Here is an 18,082-nt window from a genome sequence, read left to right as displayed (position 1 = left end):
TTACAGCTTCTGCTTGCTCTCGTTGCCGGGGATATACGGGCTCCACGGCTGGGCGCGGATCGGGCCCTTGGTCTTCCACACCACGTTGAACTGGCCGTCGGCCTTGATCTCGCCGATGAAGACCGGCTTGTGCAGGTGGTGGTTGGTCTCGTCCATCTTCAGCGTAAAGCCGGACGGGGCCTTGAAGGTCTGCCCGCCCATCGCCGCGATGACCTTGTCGGTATCGGTGGACTTGGCCTTCTCGACGGCCTGGGCCCACATGTGGATGCCGACGTAGGTAGCTTCCATCGGGTCGTTGGTGACCACGGTGTCAGCCTTCGGCAGCTTGGCCTTCTTGGCCCAGTCGCGGTACATCTTGATGAACTTGTCGTTGTCGGGGTTCTTCACCGACATGAAGTAGTTCCACGCCGCCAGGTGGCCGACCAGCGGCTTGGCATCGACGCCGCGCAGCTCTTCCTCACCCACCGAGAAGGCCACCACCGGCACGTCCTTGGCCTTCAGGCCGGCGTTGCCCAGCTCCTTGTAGAAGGGCACGTTGGAGTCGCCGTTGATCGTCGAGATCACCGCGGTCTTCTTGCCCTCACCGGCGAACTTCTTGATCTTGGCGATGATGGTCTGGTAGTCGGAATGGCCGAAGGGGGTGTATTCCTCCATGATGTCCGCGTCGGCGACGCCCTTGCTCTTGAGGAAGGCGCGCAGGATCTTGTTGGTGGTGCGCGGATACACGTAGTCGGTGCCGAGCAGCACGAAGCGCTTGGCCGCGCCGCCTTCCTTGCTCATCAGGTATTCCACCGCCGGAATGGCCTGCTGGTTGGGCGCCGCGCCGGTGTAGAAGACGTTCTTCTCGAGCTCTTCACCCTCGTACTGCACCGGGTAGAACAGCAGGCCGTTGAGTTCCTTGTAGACCGGCAGCACCGACTTGCGGGACACCGAGGTCCAACAGCCGAAGGTCACCGCGACCTTGTCCTGGGACAGCAGCTGGCGGGCCTTCTCGGCGAACTTCGGCCAGTCGGAAGCCGGATCGACGACCACCGGCTCGAGCTTCTTGCCGAGCACGCCGCCCTTGGCGTTGATTTCCTCGATGGTCATCAGCGCGGTTTCCTTGAGGGCGGTCTCGGAGATCGCCATCGTGCCGGACAGGGAATGCAGGATGCCGACCTTGATGGTGTCGGCCGCATAGGCGCTGGAAGCGATGCCGCCCATCGCGGCGATGGAGGCGGAGATGACGGCAGCCTTGAGGAAGGAACGACGGTTTTGCATCGATGACTCCTTGGTATCAGTTGGGTTTGGCTAATGCGGTGCAGCAATGGAACGCAGATTACGGAGCCCGCCCCATCCCCGGAATACGTCAGATTGCGTAGGTCCTGCGTAGTCCTCCACCAAAGTCGCAGAGGCGCACCGTTGCTGGCGCTGCGGCGAACGCCCTCCTATAACGGATGCATGGCCCCGACCAATCCCAAGGAGTCCTTCATGCCCCGCATCCTCGTCTTCGCCGGCAGCAGCCGCCAGGCATCCCTCAACCGCAAGCTGGCCAAGGTGGCCGCGCAAGCCCTGACCGACCTGGGTGGAGACGTCACGCTGATCGAACTGGCCGACTATCCGCTGCCGATCTACAACGGCGACCTGGAGGCGGCCGAGGGCATCCCGCCCGCCGCGCGCAAGCTGAAGGCCTTGTTCAAGGAACACCACGCGCTGGTGATCGCCTCGCCGGAGAACAACTCGTCGATGAGTTCCCTGCTGAAGAACACCCTCGACTGGATCTCCCGCGCCGATGGCGACGAGAGCGGCCTCGTGCCCTACCGGGACAAGATCGCCCTGCTGCTCGCCGCCTCCCCAGGCGCGCTCGGCGGCATGCGCGGGCTGAAGCACCTGCGCGATTCGCTGGAAGGTCTTGGCGTGCTGGTGCTGCCGCAGACCCTGGCGGTCAGCCACGCCGACCAGGCCTTCGACGCCGACGGGCAACTGGACGAAGCCCGCAGCAAGACCCTGCGCACGCTGGCCGGCAAGCTGCTGATCGTCAGCGGCGCGCTGGGCGGCTGACGGCAGGCCCGCCCGGCTCGGCTAGAATCGGGGCAAGTCATTCCGCATTGCCCTGCGCCGCACTGGCGCGGGCACACCATCACGCCATGTTCGCTCCATCCCGTCCGATCTACCCCGTCGCCGGCATCCGCGCCATCGAGGCGCTGGCTATCCCCGGCGCCGAACCTCCACTGATGGAGCGCGCCGGTGCGGCCGCCGCCATGCTGGCCGCCCGCCTCGCCACCGGAGCCGGGCCGGTGCTGGTCGCCTGCGGACCGGGCAACAACGGCGGTGACGGTTTCGTGATGGCCCGCCTGCTGCAGGGCGTCGGGCGCCGGGTCGAAGTCGCCTTCGCCGGCGATCCGGCCCGCCTGCCCGCCGATGCCGCCGCCGCCCACGCCGCGTGGCTGGCCGCCGGCGGCACAACCCACACCGAGTTGCCGCCAGCCCCGCCGGAAGGCTGGGCGCTGGTGGTGGACGCGCTGTTCGGCATCGGCCTGCAGCGCCCCCTCGAAGGCCGCTACGCCGACTGGATCGAGGCTCTCAACGCCCAGCCCTGCCCGCGCCTCGCAGTGGACATCCCGAGCGGACTCGACGCCGACACCGGGCGCCGCCTGGGCGCGTGCTTTGCGGCGACTCACACGATCACTTTCATCGCCCTCAAGCCCGGCCTGCTGACGCTGGACGGGCCCGACCAGTGCGGCGAGGTCCACCTCACCCCCATCGACGTCGCAGCGGAAGCGCTGGCCCCGGCACCCGGCCGCGAGATCTCACCGGCGCTGTTCGCTGCCCACCTTCAGCCGCGCCTGCGTAACAGCCACAAGGGCAGCTACGGCGACGCGGCACTGATCGGCGGTGCGCCGGGCATGGTCGGCGCCGCCGTGCTGGCCGGGCGGGCCGCCGCCCACCTGGGCGCCGGCCGGGTGCTGCTCGGCCTGCTCGACCCCAGCGCGCTGGCGGTGGACATCCTGCGCCCGGAGCTGATGTTCCGCGCCGCCACCGAACTGATTGCCGACACCGCCATCGGCGCCTTCGCGGTCGGCCCCGGCCTCGGCCAGTCCGACGCGGCCCGGGCCCTCGTGCACGACGCGGTGCTGCGCGCCACACCGCTGGTCCTCGACGCCGACGCCCTCAACCTGGTGGCCCGCGACACCGAGCTGCAACAGGCCGTCACCCGCCGCAGCGCGCCGACGCTGCTGACGCCCCATCCCGCCGAAGCCGCCCGCCTGCTGGCGTGCACGACACCCGACGTGCAGGCGGACAGGCTCGCCGCCGCCCTCCGGCTGGCCGCGCAGCTCAATGCGTGGGTCGTGCTGAAGGGCTGCGGCAGCGTGGTCGCCAGCCCCAACGACGCCTGGTGGATCAACACCAGCGGCAACCCGGCGATGGCCACCGCCGGCATGGGCGATGTACTGAGCGGCATCCTCACCGCGCTGCTGGCCCGCGGCTGGGACGCCCGCGAAGCGCTCTTGGCCGGCGTGCATCTGCACGGTCTGGCGGGCGATGCGTGCTGCGCGGAGCTGGGCCTGGACAGCGGCCTGCTCGCCGACGAAGTCGCGCCCGCAGCCAGGCGCTGCTTCAACCACTGGATCCGCGGCGAGGCCTGATCCACCGCATCCTTACGCCGGCCCGACGCCCCGATCCGTCAGCCCGACGGAACCTCGGCGTGCCGGCGTACACCAATGCCGTTCCAGCCGTTTCCGCCAAGCCCCCCACCCCCGTGACTCAAGCTCCCCAACGCCCCTTGCTGGGCATCGTCCTGGCCCTGCTGGCCGTCGTGCTGTTTTCGACGCTCGATGTGTCCACCAAGTACCTCAGCCAGCGCTTCCCGGTGCCGCTGCTGGTGTGGGCCCGCTACACCGTGCACCTGCTGCTGATGGTGGTCTTCCTCGGCCCGCGGCTGCGCAGCCGCCTGTTCGTCACCCGCCATCCGATGCAGCACGTGCTGCGCTCGATACTGCTGCTGATCACCAGCCTGGGCGGCGTCGCCGCCTTCCAGCGCATGCCGCTGGCCGAAACCACCGCGATCATCTTCGCTTCGCCGGTGATCGTCGTGCTGCTGGCGCGCCCCTTCCTCGGCGAGCGCATCGGCGCGCTGCGCTGGCTGGCGGTGCTGCTCGGCTTCGGCGGCGTGCTGATGGTGGCCCGGCCGGGCAGCGGCCTGGTGGCCGACGGCGTGATCTACGCGCTGGTGTCGGCGGTTGCATATGCGCTGTATCAACTGCTGACCCGCCGCATGGCGGCCACCGAGAGCCCGGTGACGCTGCTGTTCTACACCGCGCTGATCGGCTGCGGCGCGATGAGCCTGGTCATCCCGTGGCTGGACCACGGCCCTACGCCGTCCGGCACCGATTACACGATGATGGCGCTGGTGGGCCTGCTCGCCGGCAGCGGCCACTTCCTGCTCACCCGCGCCTTCCGCGAAGCCCCCGCCTCCCTGCTGTCGCCGATGCTGTACGGCCAGCTGCTGTGGTCCATGCTGTTCGGCTGGCTGGTCTTCGCGCACCTGCCCGACGCCATCGCGCTGGCCGGCATGCTGGTCATCGGCACGGCCGGCGTGCTGATCGCCGTCGATAGCCAGCGCCGCAGCAGCGCCTAGGCCTGTCCGGGATGGAGCCCTTGTTGTCTCCATCCCGCACGGTGATGCGGTCACCCCACTGCGCGCCCGAAGCAGGCAAAAACCCGGGCTCTCGGGTTTTTGCAAAGAAAAAGCAGAAAGTGCTTGACGACCCTTGGTAGCCTTCCTATAATGCGCTCCTCAACTCACCGGGCGGTTAACTCAGCGGTAGAGTGCCACCTTCACACGGTGGAAGCCACTGGTTCGATCCCAGTACCGCCCACCAGAATTCAGTAAATCAGGCGCCTTCGGGCGCCTGATTTCGTTTACGCCTCCTGCGTGCTCGACAAGCCTGAATCCCCGTTTCCAGCACCGGGAGTCGCCTCTCTTCCGGCACCATCACGCAGCGCACCGCGGCACTGGATCGCTCACCGGCCGGATCTGCACTGACCGGACACCACGGGTTCGATCCCAGTACCGCCCACCGGACGCTGAAAGCCGGTCACCACCGGGTTACGATGATCGGCGCACGAGCGCCAATATCCTCACAGCGGGCAGGGACTAATCCGGCTCAAGGAGCGGGAAAAATCCGATACTCCGGGCCATGCTTGACCTCTTCTCTTCGCCCCCCCGGCGGACATCATCGGCAGCCCGACTCGTCACCTGCATCCTGGCTCTGCTGGCCTTATGTCTGCTCCTTCACTGTCCGCAGAGCCAGGCGGATAGCGGGCGTACGCGCATCCAGTTCGGCACGGACCTACCCTATGGGGTCTTCGTGGATGAAGGGGGCAAGCGAAGCATCGAAGACATCGCCCAGATGCCCGACAGCATGTTCACACCGGTGCACAGCGGGTTGGCCCTCAGCTATACACGCAACGCGGTATGGTTGCGTTTCGAACGCCCGCCCGGAGACCAGGCCTGGTGGCTGGAGCTACAACCTGCCGTGCTCGACTCCGTCCAGCTATACGAAAGGGACGGCCACAACTGGCGGATGCGCCAGACCGGCGACCGCCTGCCCTACCGGGAGCGAGAGCTCGCCCACCGCCTGTTCGCCTTCCAGCTCACGCCGGGCTCCGCACCTCACGCACCGATCTTCCTGCGCATCCAGACGACCAGCTCCCTATACCTCATCGCCAATCTACGCACACCGGAAGCCTTCATCGAGGACGCCGAAAGCGGCGGACTGTACTGGGGCCTGTACTTCGGTGCGCTGGTCATCGCCCTGCTGTTCATGCTGGCGATGGTGGCCATCAACCGCAGCCGGCCTTACCTGGCACTGAGCGTCGCACTGCTGACCAACGGACTTTACGTAGCCGACGCCCAGGGCTTCCTGGCCGGCTCTCTGTGGCTCGGGCATCCGCAATGGGGCGATATCAGCATCGGCGTGCTGGCACCGCTGGCCATCGCCAGCATGCTGTGGACACTGCGCGAATTCGTGATTCGCCTCAACGCACCGCGCTGGCTGGACCGCCTCTACGTGCTGGCAACGGCCTACTGCGTACTGATTCCGGCGAGTCTGTTGATCGACCGCTACGGCCCGCTGGTCCGTGTCGCCTTACTTCTGAATCTGCTAGCCGGCATGACCGCGCTCGTGCTGCAGATACACCGCGTCCGGACCTCCCGCAGCCGTGCCGACGGCGTACTGGCGCTGGCACTGTTCCTGTACCTGTGCGCTCTGTTGAATGGCGTTCTACCCCTGCTCGGCTTCATGCCGGCCTCTCCACTGCAACTGCTGCTGCGCAACGGCCTGTTCATCCTGTTCGCACTGCTGGCCGGAGCTGGACTCTTGCAGGAGGTCCGCCACACTTACTGGAGCCTGCTGGCCGAGAAGACCCGTGCCCTCGAAACCGCCAGCCAGACCGAGAGACTGCTCGAATCCTGCGTCGCAGAGCGCACCCAGGCCCTCGCCATAGCCAATGACAACCTCGCAGACCGGCAGGCGCTGCTGCAGCAGATCCTCGACACCTCCTTCGTGGCGATCTTCCTGGTGGACCGCGACGGACGGATTGCGCTGGCCAACCGGCGCATGGCCGACATGTTCCAGCGGCCTATGGAGAGCCTGGTGGGCAGCGACTACGCCGAGCTGGTGTTACCCGCCGAACGGGAGCCCGCTCGCCAGCGGGTCCAGGCCATGCTCGCCAACGAAATCCCAGCGGTGGATTTCGACCGCCAGTACCAGCGCGCCGACGGCAGCGTGTTCTGGGGGCACCTCAGCTGCCGCCCCTTCGACAGGGCCGCCGACGCTGGCGTAATCGGCGTCATCGCCGACATCAGCCTGCGCAAGGAAACCGAGGACCACGAACGGCTGCGCGGCCAGATCCTCGAGATGCTGGCCGGCGGCGCGGTGCTGCAGCAGATCCTGACCGTCATGGTGACCGGTGTCGAACGGCTGCACCCGGGGGTGCGCTGCGGCATCCAGCTGCTCGACAGCGAGGGCCGGCGCTTCCACAAAGGCATCGGCCCCAGCCTGCCAGACTTCTTCAACGCCTCCTGCGACGGCCTGGAGATCGGCATCGGCGTCGGCTCCTGCGGCACCTCCGCCTTCACCGGCGAGCGCGTCATCGTCGAGGACATCACCAGCCATCCTTACTGGGCACCCTATCAGGACCTGGCGACGCGGGCCGAACTGGGGGCCTGCTGGTCCCAGCCGATCCGCTCGTCGTCCCATCGCATCCTCGGCACGCTGGCGATCTACCACCGCACCCCCCATTCGCCGAACGGTGCCGACATCGCGCTGATCGAGCAGATGGCCAGACTGGCCAGCATCGCCATCGAGAAGAGCCAGGCCGAGACCCGCCTGCGGGAAAGCGAGGAACGCTACCGCCTGCTCATCGACGCCAGCGCCGAAGGCATCTGCGTGGTGCAGGACGGTTTCATCCGCTTCTGCAACCCGGCCCTGTCCCGGCAGCTCGGCTACAGCGAGAAGGAGCTGCAGACCCGCCCCTTCGGGGACTTCGTCGTCACCGCCGACGAAGCCCGGATCTTCCGCCTCGACACCGGGGCCAGCCCCGATGAGACGCCCGACGACCGCCACTCGATCCGCATCCTCACCCGCCACCGCGGCCCGCGCTGGTTCGACGTGGGCCGGGCCGGCATCCACTGGAACGAACAGGCCGCCACCCTCAATTTCTTCATCGACATCACCGAGCGCAAGGAGGCCGAGGACGCGCTGCGCGAGAGCCGGGTATTCATGCAGGACATCCTCGACTCGGTCCCCAACGAGATCGCCGTGCTCGACCACGCCGGCATCATCGTGATGGTCAATGAAGCCTGGCGCCAGTTCTCCACCCAGAACAGCCGCCAGGCAGGCCGCAGCGAACCCAACACCGGCGTCGGCACCAGCTACCTGGACGTCTGTAGCTGCGCCCCCGGCGCCCCGGCCGACCCGACCGCCGACATGGCCCACAACGGTATCCGCAGCGTGCTCGACGGACGCCTGCCGACCTTCAGCCAGGAATACCCCTGCGACGGGCCCCAGCAGGAACGCTGGTTCACGATGACCGTCACGCCCCTCGGTGGCGGCCGCCGCGGCGCCGTGGTGGTGCATAGCGACATCTCGGAGCGCAAGCGCATCGAGGAGCAAATCCGCAAGCTCGCCTACTATGACAGCCTGACCCAGCTCGCCAACCGGCGCCTGCTCCACGACCGCCTGGCCCTCGCCCAGGCCGCCAGCAAGCGCAGCGGTGAATACGGTGCCCTGCTCCTCCTCGACCTGGACAATTTCAAGCCCCTCAATGACGAGCATGGACACGCGGTCGGCGACTTGCTGCTGATCGAGGTGGCACACCGCCTGAGCCGCAGCGTACGGGCGGTCGACACCGTGGCCCGCCTGGGGGGCGACGAGTTCGTCGTCGTCCTCGGCGGCCTGGACGCCGACCAGGACGTGTCCCGCCTCGAAGCCCTGGCCATCGCCGAAAAGATCCGCCAGGCCCTGGCCCGCCCCTACCGGCTGGCGCTACAGGACGGCAACGGCGCGGGTACCGTCGAACACCGCTGCTCGTCGAGTATCGGCGTGGCCCTGTTCCACGGCCTGGGCGCCAGCCAGAACGAGATCCTCAAGTCCGCCGACATCGCGATGTACCGCGCCAAGGTGTCCGGGCGCAACGCGGTCCACCTGTACGAACCCATTCCGCTACCGGCCAAACGGCTATCCGGCGGACCGGGCCAGACCGACTGAGGGCCGGCCCCACGCCTTTCACCCCCCTGCTCAGCCCATCCCGTCCAGCAGCCCCGATACCCGCAGTACGCGCCGCTCGACGGCCCGCTCAAGCACCTTCGAGGCCGACGCATCGGCCAGCGTGAACCAGCGCCTGGCGCGGGTGATGCCGGTATAGACCAGCTCGCGGGTCAGGATCGGGTTGAGGCCGTCCGGCAGCACCAGCGCCGCGTGGGTGAATTCCGAACCCTGGGATTTGTGCACCGTCAGCGCATACACCGTCTCGACCGCCTGCAGGCGGCTCGGCAGCACCCACTTGACGCCCTGGCTGCCGTCACCGCTGGGGAAGGCCACACGCAGCTGGGTGCCGCCGCCTTCCAGCGGCAGCGCCAGCGTGATGCCGATGTCGCCGTTCATCAGGCCGAGGCCGTAATCGTTGCGCGTCACCAGCACCGGCCGGCCGCCGTACCAGCCCTCCTCCGCGGGAATCAGCCCGGCCTCGTGCAGCCAGCCGGCGATGCGCCGGTTGAGGCCCTCGACGCCCCACTGGCCGCGGCGCAGCGCACACAGCAACTGGAACTGGCCGTGGGCGGCAAGCACCTGCAGCGCCCAGGCATCCAGCGCCGCCTGTGATGCACCCGCAGCTGGACGCCCCTCCGCCATCTGACGCAGGAAGTGCCGGTAACCCTGGGGCCGTTCGCCATCCGCCGCGGCCGGCGCACCGTTGTCGCCGTCCACCACCAGCCGGCGCAGCGCGGCCTCGCCTTCGCCGCCGAGCGCGATGCGTGCCAGATCGGCGTAGCCCTGCGCGAACACGCCGGCGACGCGCGCCACCGCGCCGTCGTTCACCGCCGCCGCCAGCTGGCCGATACCACTGTCGCCGCTGAAGCGGTGGCTATGGCGCAGCATCGCCACGGCCTGATCCAGCGGCGTGCCGGCCGCATCGATCAGTTCCGCGCCCATCGACTCGCCGGTGGCTGCCTCCAGCCAGGCGCGGCTGGCCGGCGTGTAGTGGCCTTCGCGGGCGCGCCGGCACAGCTCGCCGAGCACCGCGCCGGCCTCCACCGACGCCAGCTGGTCCTTGTCGCCGAGCAGCACCAGCCGCGCCGACGGCGGCAGCGCGGCGAGCAGCGCGGCCATCATCTCCAGATCCACCATCGACGCCTCATCCACCACCAGCACCTCGAGGGGCAGCGGGTTGCCGGCGTGGTGGCGGAAGTGGCGGGTGTCCGGCCGGCTGCCGAGCAGGCGGTGCAAGGTCGTGACCGCCACCGGGATCGCCGCCCTCACCTGCTCACCGGCCGGCAGGCCATCGAGCTTCAGCTTGGCCACCGCGCCGGCGATGGATTCGTTGAGGCGCGCCGCCGCCTTGCCGGTCGGCGCCGCCAGGCGGATGCGCAGCGGGCGCTCCGGCCGCTCGGCCAGCGCCAGCGCCTGCAGCACCGCCAGCAGGCGCACCACCGTCGTCGTCTTGCCGGTGCCGGGGCCGCCGGTAACGATCGCAAAGGCGCTGCGCGCTGCCAGCGCACAAGCCAGCTTCTGCCAGTCCGGCCCGGCCACACCCGGCGACGGCGGGAACAGCACGTCCAGCGCCGCACGCAAGGCATCCAGCGGCAAGTCATGCTGGCGCCCGGTCATGGCGGCCAGGCGCTGGCGGATACCGTGCTGCACGTCCCGCTCGTACTGCCAGTAGCGGCGCAGATAGACGCGCTGGCCGACGCGCACGAGCGGCGTGTTGCCCGCCTCACTGCCGGGCCCGACACCCACCAGCAGCGGAAAATCCAGCGCCGTCAGCCACTGCGCCACAGTCAGACCATCGAGCACGTCGGCCGGCAATGGCGGCAGCTCCGCGCCGTCCGCCCCGCCGGCGCCTTCGGGCGGCAGGGACAGCGCGAAGCCTGGATCGTGCAGCGTGTCGCCCAGGTCCAGGCAGGCATGGCCGCGGCCGAGCTGATGGCTGGCCAGCGCGGCGGCGAGGATCAGCAGCGGCGGCGCGGCCGGCGCCTCACGCTGCAGAAAGTCGGCAAAGGCCGCGTCCAGCGCCCGCAGCCAGCCCTGCTCGGCCCAGCGCGCCAGTAGGGCCTTCATCGCGGCCGGATCGTCGTAGGTACGGAAAGTCATGCGGCCTCCTGGCGGCGGGTGCCGGCGAACAGCGCGTCGAGGGTTTCGATCAATGCCCGCGGCGGACGCTCGGCGTGGATGCCGCGGCTGGCGGCGCGGCTGCCGCGCAGGAACAGGTAGAGCACGCCGCCCACGTGGCGGTCGTAGTCGTAGTCCGGCAGGCGCAGCTTGAGCAGGCGGTGCAGGGCCAGCAGGTAGAGCACGTACTGCAGCTCGTAGCGCTCGGCCAGCACCGCATCGCGCATGGCCTCCGGTGTGTAGGCCGCGTCGTCGTCGCCGAGGCGGTTGGACTTGTAGTCCACCACGTAGTAGCGCCCGTCGTGCTCCACCAGCAGATCGATGAAGCCCTTCAGCATGCCGTTGAGCTGGCCCTTGTCGAGCACCGGCCGCGCCGCGCCGCCGAGGGTGTGGCTGCGCACCAGGGCGTCCAGCGCCGGCAGGTCCACGTCATGCACGGCAATCCAGAACTCCATCTCGGCGACGCAGTTGGCGAGGCCGGCCAGGGTCAGCGGCGGCGCGGCGCCGTCGCCATCGACCAGCGGTAACTGCAGGTAGGCCAGCATCCACTCGGTCAGCGGATCGATCCAGCGTTCCCAGCCGCGCGCCACGCAGCGCCGGGCAACGGCGTCGCGCAGCAGGGCCGGCGCTGCGGCGACGCGGGCAAAACCCTGCCGCGCCGCCCATTCGAACAGATCGTGCAGGAAGGTGCCGACCGACGCGCCACGCGGGAAGTCGTGCAGTCTGCCCCCGGCGGTCTTGCCGGCCGCCGGCACCGGCGCATCGGCGCGGGCCGCAGCAGTCTCGTGGAAGACGTCTTCCGCCGGCGTGTCCGGCCCCTGCCCGGCGGCGCTGTGCAGCGCCGAGTAGCTGGCGATCCACCAGCGCTCGCGCACCGCGCGCAGCGGCTGGCGGGCGGCGCCTTCGACGAGCGTGGTGTCACGGGCCTGATAGCGCTCCTCGCTGGCTTCCGGCTCGTCGAACAGTGCAATGCCGTCGGCGGCGGCCAGCTCGGCCAGCCCTGCATCGAGCCCACCGCCGAGCAGGTAGCCAAGGGCGCTGCGCTCCAGCCCATCCAGCGCCGCGGTGCCGACCCAGGTCGCGTAGCGGGCGCGGGTCAGCGCCACGTAGAGCTTGCGCAGGTCTTCACCGAGGCGCTCGCGGTCGGCCAGCGCCAGCTGCGCCGGGTCGTCGCCCTGCAGGGCCAGTTGCAGCTGGCCGTCGGCGTCGTGCCACTTGAGCGGCAGGTCGGTGGATTTGGTGGCGCGGAAGCTGCACGCGAAGGGCAGGAAAACCAGCGGATACTCCAGCCCCTTGGACTTGTGGATGGTCACCACCTTCACCAGATCGGCGTCGCTTTCCAGGCGCACCTGGCGGGTGTCGCCGCCGACCTTGTCCTCGCGGCGCTGTTCGGCCAGGTGGCGGATCAACGCGTGTTCGCCGTCGAGCAGCAGGCTGGCCTGCTGCAGGAGTTCGGCCAGGTGCAGCAGGTCGGTGAGGCTGCGCTCCCCGGCTCCACCGCCGGCCAGCAGGCGCGCCGGCACGCGGAAGTCGTTGAGCAGGCGGCGCAGCATCGGCAGCACGCCCTGGCGCCGCCAGCATTCCCGGTAGGCGCGAAACTGGTCGATGCGTTCGTCCCAGGCGGTCTCGTCCCGATTGAGGCCATCCAGCTCGGTCCAGTCCAGCCCCAGCGTCGGCGTGGCCAGCGCGGCGCGCAGCAGGCGGCCGTCGTCCGGCTCGGCGCAGGCGGACAGCCAGAGCTGCAGCTCCACCGCTTCCGGACGACGAAACACCGACTCCTTCTCGGACAGATACACGCTGCGCACACCGCGCGCCGCCAGCGCGTCGCGGATCGCCGTGGCCTCGCTGCCGCTGCTGACCAGCACCGCCATGTCGGCCGGGCGCAGCCCGCGCCCTTCGCCCTTGCCGAAGAAACCGGCCTGGCCCAGCTGGCCGAGGTTAAGCAGACGCACCATCTCGCTGGCGCAGACCGCCGCCATCTCAGCCACGTAATCGCTCTTCGACAGCGCCTTGCCGTCCGCCTTGGGCGGCAGCCGCCACAGGTTCAGCGCCGGCAGTTCGGCACCTTCCGCCTGCAGCACGTCGTCGCGGCCATTGGCCTCGGCGGGCAGGAAAGGCACCGGGTTGCCGGCATCGCTACGGAACAGGAAGGCGCCGGCCCCGTCGTCGCGTTCTTCAGCCAACGCGAAGCAGCGGTTGGCCGCCGCCACCATCGCGTGGGTCGAGCGGAAGTTGCGCCGCAGCGTGTAATGCCGGCCGGCGGTGGCGGCGCGGGCTGACAGGTAGGTGTAGATGTCGGCGCCACGGAAGGCGTAGATGGCCTGCTTGGGGTCGCCGATGAGGATCAGCGCGGTGCTCTCGTCGTTGGCCGCGACGCGATAGACCGCGTCGAAGATGCGGTACTGCACCGCGTCGGTATCCTGGAATTCGTCGATCAGCGCCACCGGAAACTGCTCGCGGATGACCTGGGCCAGGCGCGGGCCGTTGGAGCCGCTCAGCGCCGCGTCGAGGCGGGTCAGCAGGTCGTTGAAGCCCATCTTGGCGTGGCGGGCCTGCTCCGCAGCGAAGCGCTGCGCAACCCAGCCAGCGGCGTGGCGCAGCACGTCGTCGCGGGCATCCGGCAGCGCGGCGAGCTGGGCCTGGAGGCCGGCGATGGCAGCCAACGCCGGATGATCGGGCACGGGCGCCTTGTCCGTCTTCCACACCTCCGCCATGCCGTCGGGCGTCAGGCGCGTCCAGCCGGTGTTGAGCACCGGGCTGAGCTGGGCCGGATCGTCCCGCCAGGCGGCCAGCGCATCCAGCCAGGTGTCGTAGTTGTTCTTCTTGAGCTTGGTTCCGTTGATGTGCTTGGCGTCGCGGGCAGCGTCGAGCACGACGCGCAGTTCCTCCACCCAGTCGCTCCACGGCGCTTTCAGCAGTGCCAGCTGGCGTTGCTTCTCCGCCTCGGCGGCCGCCACGCATGCCGCCGGCGCAGCCGCCTCGCCCAGCAGATCGGCATGCAGCAGGAGTTGCTTCACTTCGCCCTGCAGCGCTTCGGGTGACACCCACCAGCCATTCACTGCGCGGGCCGCCTCCACTTCCAGCGGATACATGAAGCTGCGCCAGTAGTCCCGCACCACCTCGGCCAGCAGCTCGTCCTGATTGGTTTCGAGGGTCTGAGTGAACAGGCTGTCGCTGTCGAAGGCGTGCTCGCGCAGCATGCGGTTGCACCAGCCGTGGATGGTGGACACCGCCGCCTCGTCCATCCACTCGGCGGCCAGCTGCAGCTTGCGTGCGCAGCCGGGCCAGGCTTCCGGCGGGTAGTCGGCGCGCAGGTCGTGGAGCAGATCCTTGCCGGGCTCGATGTCCGATGCCACTTCCGCCGGATCGGCGAGGAAGTAGCCGGCCGCCTCGGCCAGGCGGGCGCGGATGCGGTCGCGCAGCTCCTTGGTGGCCGCGTCGGTAAAGGTCACGACGAGGATCTCCGGCGGCGTCAGCGGGCGCCCGAATGCTGCGCCGTCGGCGCCATGACCGAGCACCAGGCGCACGTACAGCGCGGCGATCGTGAAGGTCTTGCCGGTGCCGGCGCTGGCCTCGATGAGGCGGCTGCCTGACAGCGGAAAGCGCAGCGGCGCAAGGTCGGCGGGGGTCGAGGAAATCGGGTTCATGCTTGCTCTCCGCCGGCGGCGGCCTTGTCTTTCTTCTTCGCAAAAGTGGCGAGGTAGAGCGGACGCAGCAGGCTGGTCGCCAGCCGCGCGAAGTCGCCGTCCTCCGCCAACGCCGCAAAGCTGGGCCAGGCCCGCTGCAGGTAAGCGCTGGAACCCAGCTCGCCGTTGCTCTGATAGCTGTCGCCCTCGTAGGCCGTGGTGGCGTCCTTGCGGGCCTTGTCCATGGCTTCCGTATCCTCGCTGGGGGCGTGCTTCAGCCACGCAAAGGCGGTCTTCACCGCCAGCGGCAGCGGACGACCCTGGCCTTCGAGCCAGGCGGCCAGCAGATTCTCCAGGTGATGGCCGGCCTCCTTCGGGTCCAGCGGATCGAGCTCGACGCTGCCGGCCTTGCTGACCACCAGCGTCGTCAGCGGCCCGCCGGCCACATGGGCGGCCAGGTGGGCAACCCAGTGGCGGACCAGATGGTGACGCTGGTACTGGCCCTTCTTCACCACGTCGCTGCTCTCCAGCACCACGCGGCCGCGATTGTTGGCGGCGTCCGTGCGGATGCCGGCCAGCCAGTCCTCCACGCGCAGGCCGGTGGCCTCGCTGAAATAACGCAATTCCTCGTCTTCGCCGGGCTCGTCCGGCCAGCGGGCCAGGCCCTCTTCGTAGCGCTGGAACAGGTCGTCCATTGGCTTGGCCAGGTCGGCAGCCATCAGCTCGGCGAAGGCTGCGGCGGGCAGCTCGCCGCGCCGGCGCAGGCGGGCCAGGCCATCCTCCAGCGCCTGCGCCCGGTCCTCGCCGGCGTGCACGGCGGCAGCCTGCACGCCGATCAGCTCGTTCCACAGGCTCCAGCGCTGCAGGCCGTCCAGGTCGAAGGGCTCCTGGTCGTCGCTGGCCGGGTCGTCCATGTCGAAATCCACATGCAGGCGCTGGCGGAAGAACTGCTTCACCGGATCGCGCAGGAAGCCGCCCAGGTCGGCCAGGCGCAGCGGCTCGTCGCGCTGCAGCGGCGGCAATGCGCCCCCTGCCGCCGGCCGGTCGTCGGCGATGCGCCATTCGTTGGCATAGGTGAACAACGGCCCGCGCTGCGGGTCGGCCGGGAAGTAGTCCGGGCTGAAGGGCTGCAAGCGGTGCTCGACGGTCAGCGCCTTGAGCAGCGCATCCTTGTCGCCCTGCTCCGCCCCGACCAGCCGCCAGCCGGCGGCCAGGTGGTCGCGCAGCTGGCCGACCAGCACCGACGGCGGGCGCACGGTGTTGTCGTTGATGCTGCGCCCGACCCACGAGATGAGCAGGCGCTCCCGCGCCGACAGCAGGGCTTCGAGGAACAGGTAGCGATCGTCCTCGCGGCGGGAGCGGTCGCCGGGGCGGTAGTCCCGCCCCATCAGGTCGAAGTCCATCGGCACGCGGGTGCGCGGGTAGTCACCGTCGTTGAGGCCCAGCAGGCAGACCTGGCGGAAGGGGATCGCGCGCATCGGCATCAGCGTCGCGAAGGTTACCGAACCGGCGAAGAAGCGCTGGGACAGGCTGCCGTCGTCGAGCTGGGCCAGCCAGTGCTCGCCGACCACCGCCAGCGGCAGCGGATCCTCCAGGCGGGCCTGCTCGCAGGCCTGTTGCCAGGTCTCCAGCGCCGCGTCGAGCTGCTGCAGCGTGTAGGCGTCGCCGCTGTCTTCGGCGTCGAAGAAATCGGCCAGCAGCTGGCGCAGTCTCAGGCACCACTCGGGCACGGTCGCCGGGCTGGCGAGCACGCGCCAGCTCGCCTCCAGGCGGTCGAGCAGCGTGGCCAGCGGCCCCAGCAGCGCAGCATCGAGGCCGCCAATCTCGTCGTAGGGCTCGATATCCTGCCACGCGCCGCCGGTGCCGCCCACCGCGTAGCCGAGCAGCATGCGGCGCAGGCCGAACAGCCAGCTGTTGCCGTCCAGGGCGACCGGCAGTTCGAGGCTCTGGCGGTGCTCGGCGTGCAGCCCCCAGCGCACGCGGGCGCCGTGGATCCAGCGGTGCAAGAGCGGCAGATCATCCTCGGCGATGGCGAAGCGACGACGCAGGGCCGGCACTTCCAGCAGGTCCAGCACGTCGCTGACCGCCACCCGCGAAGTCGGCAGCCCCAGCAGCTTGTCGATGGCATTGACCACCGGATCATGCTGGCGCCGCCCCTGGTCGGCGATGCTGAACGGGATGAAGCGCGGATCGCTGCTGTCCATCAGCCCGAACACCGCCTGGATGTGCGGCGCGTAGGCGTCGATGTCCGGCACCATCACGATCACGTCGCGCGGGCGTAGCGTGGCGTCGGCGTTGAAGGCGGCGAGCAGCTGGTCGTGGAGGATCTCCACTTCCCGCTGCGGGCTGTGGGCGATGTGGAAACGGATCGAATCGTCGTCCGGCGCCACCGCCGGCCAGCGGGCCTGCGTCTCGGCCAGCGGGCGCAGGTCGCGGACGTCGTCCTGCAGCTGGTTGAGCAGGCGCGCCTGGCCGTGGGGCGCGAACAGGTCGATGCGCTGGCGGATGTCCACGAAATGCTGCAGGTAGCCCTCGCGGGCGGTGTCGCTGTCGTGCTCGTCGAGCAGGCCGATGAAGTCGCGCCCCTGCTTGCCCCACGCTGCCAGCAGCGGATGGGCGTGCAGGTGCAGGTTCTCCTCCGACACCGCGGCGGGCATGCCGGCGCGGCGGCGCTGGCGATTGTGGGTGGCGCGCAGCAGGTCCTTGTCGGCGACGATGTCGGCCCAGAAGTGCTCGCAGGGGTTGTGCACGCACATCAGCACCTGGGTCCACCGGGACAGTGCGGCCAGCACTTCGAGGGACTGGCGCGGCATCGCGGTGATACCGAAGATCATTACCCGGCGCGGCAGCCCGACCGGCCGGCCGCCGTCGTCCGACCAGGCCTCGACGCGGCGCAGGAAGGCCTCGTGCACCGCCGCCCGCCCCTGCCCGGCCAGCGCGCCGCCATCGCCGCTATTCGCCACATCATCGAGCAGCGCGCGCCACAGGCTGGCCTGCCAGCGCTGCTCGTCGGGCAGCGGCGGACGGTCGCCGTTGGCGCGGATCAGCACGTCCTCGCCGTCCGCCCAGGCGGCCAGCCAGTCGGCGCGATACACCTGGTACTGGTCGAACAGGTCGGCCAGGCGCTCGGCGAGCTGGAAGCGCTTGCGCAGGTCGGCGTCGGAAGCCAGGAAGCGGCGCAGCGGCGCATAGTCCGGCGCCGCCATCACCCCCGGCAACAGGCGCATCAGGCGCCACACCAGCAGCGGCTTGTCGAAGGGCGAACTCTCCGGCACCGCGTCGAAGCCCAGCACGGCCCGGTAGGCCTGCCACAGGAAGCGCGACGGCAGCGACATGTCCAGCGCCGCGGCGATGCCGCAACCGCCGCCGAACTCCCCGTCCGCGTCCTCGGCCAGCGCCAGGCGCAGCCACTGGGCGATGCCGTTGCTATGCACCAGCAGGGTCTCGGTCTCCAGCGGCGCCAGCGGATAACGGCGGCTCCACGTGACCAGCAGGTCGCGCAGCGCTTCGGGGTGGTTGCCATGGACCAGCATCAGGCCGGTGGGCAGCGGATTGGCGGTCAAGGAGGTCTCCGGGGGATCAGGG

Annotated in this window: 8 protein-coding genes and 1 tRNA gene; 5 read left to right on the top strand and 4 right to left on the bottom strand. The window is 69.6% G+C overall.

Annotated features, from left to right (window positions below; genetic code table 11):
* The gene (gene urtA, locus AC1PQG_RS06975) at positions 1–1,260 is read right to left on the bottom strand and encodes an urea ABC transporter substrate-binding protein (protein ID WP_481121888.1); all 1,260 of its coding nucleotides are present in this window, start codon (positions 1,258–1,260) and stop codon (positions 1–3) included.
* A 210-nt stretch (positions 1,261–1,470) separates the two neighbouring features.
* Here urtA and AC1PQG_RS06970 point away from each other — a divergent pair, with 210 nt between their 5' ends.
* The 5 genes from AC1PQG_RS06970 to AC1PQG_RS06950 all read left to right on the top strand — a co-directional run bounded on the left by AC1PQG_RS06970 (position 1,471) and on the right by AC1PQG_RS06950 (position 8,753).
* Positions 1,471–2,040, top strand: a complete 570-nt coding sequence (locus AC1PQG_RS06970) for an NADPH-dependent FMN reductase (RefSeq protein WP_481121887.1) — start codon at positions 1,471–1,473, stop codon at positions 2,038–2,040.
* A gap of 86 nt (positions 2,041–2,126) precedes the next feature.
* Positions 2,127–3,626, top strand: a complete 1,500-nt coding sequence (locus AC1PQG_RS06965; protein ID WP_481121886.1) for an NAD(P)H-hydrate dehydratase — start codon at positions 2,127–2,129, stop codon at positions 3,624–3,626.
* Between the two features lie 113 nt (positions 3,627–3,739).
* Positions 3,740–4,618, top strand: coding sequence for a DMT family transporter (locus AC1PQG_RS06960; protein ID WP_481121885.1), 879 nt, complete (start codon positions 3,740–3,742; stop codon positions 4,616–4,618).
* Positions 4,619–4,787: 169 nt separating this feature from the next.
* Positions 4,788–4,862, top strand: a tRNA-Val gene (locus AC1PQG_RS06955).
* 318 nt (positions 4,863–5,180) lie between these two features.
* Complete coding sequence (locus tag AC1PQG_RS06950; protein WP_481121884.1) at positions 5,181–8,753, top strand: PAS domain S-box protein; 3,573 nt, start codon at positions 5,181–5,183, stop codon at positions 8,751–8,753.
* 30 nt (positions 8,754–8,783) lie between these two features.
* Here the strand turns inward: AC1PQG_RS06950 and recD are convergent, their stop codons facing one another.
* The 3 genes from recD to recC are packed head-to-tail and all read right to left on the bottom strand — an operon-like array spanning position 8,784 to position 18,060.
* Positions 8,784–10,853 (bottom strand): exodeoxyribonuclease V subunit alpha, encoded by a 2,070-nt coding sequence (gene recD, locus AC1PQG_RS06945; RefSeq protein WP_481121883.1) that lies wholly within the window; start codon positions 10,851–10,853, stop codon positions 8,784–8,786.
* Positions 10,850–14,518, bottom strand: coding sequence for an exodeoxyribonuclease V subunit beta (gene recB, locus AC1PQG_RS06940; RefSeq protein WP_481121882.1), 3,669 nt, complete (start codon positions 14,516–14,518; stop codon positions 10,850–10,852). Before recB ends, recD begins: the two co-directional genes overlap by 4 nt.
* Entirely contained in the window at positions 14,515–18,060 is a 3,546-nt protein-coding gene (gene recC / locus AC1PQG_RS06935) for an exodeoxyribonuclease V subunit gamma (RefSeq protein ID WP_481121881.1), read from the bottom strand. The genes recB and recC overlap by 4 nt, the downstream gene beginning before the upstream one ends.
* Between the last annotated feature and the right edge of the window lie 22 nt (positions 18,061–18,082).

The sequence above is a fragment of the Zoogloea sp. GDB6 genome, assembly GCF_056724105.1.
This window is presented reverse-complemented; position numbering and strand designations above follow the sequence as displayed.

What these genes read in the sequence shown, in the direction of transcription:
- recB (WP_481121882.1), bottom strand. Translation starts at nt 14,518, where the DNA reads ATGAACCCGATTTCCTCGACCCCCGCCGACCTTGCGCCGCTGCGCTTT.
- AC1PQG_RS06965 (WP_481121886.1), top strand. Translation starts at nt 2,127, where the DNA reads ATGTTCGCTCCATCCCGTCCGATCTACCCCGTCGCCGGCATCCGCGCC.
- urtA (WP_481121888.1), bottom strand. Translation starts at nt 1,260, where the DNA reads ATGCAAAACCGTCGTTCCTTCCTCAAGGCTGCCGTCATCTCCGCCTCC.
- AC1PQG_RS06970 (WP_481121887.1), top strand. Translation starts at nt 1,471, where the DNA reads ATGCCCCGCATCCTCGTCTTCGCCGGCAGCAGCCGCCAGGCATCCCTC.
- AC1PQG_RS06950 (WP_481121884.1), top strand. Translation starts at nt 5,181, where the DNA reads ATGCTTGACCTCTTCTCTTCGCCCCCCCGGCGGACATCATCGGCAGCC.
- recD (WP_481121883.1), bottom strand. Translation starts at nt 10,853, where the DNA reads ATGACTTTCCGTACCTACGACGATCCGGCCGCGATGAAGGCCCTACTG.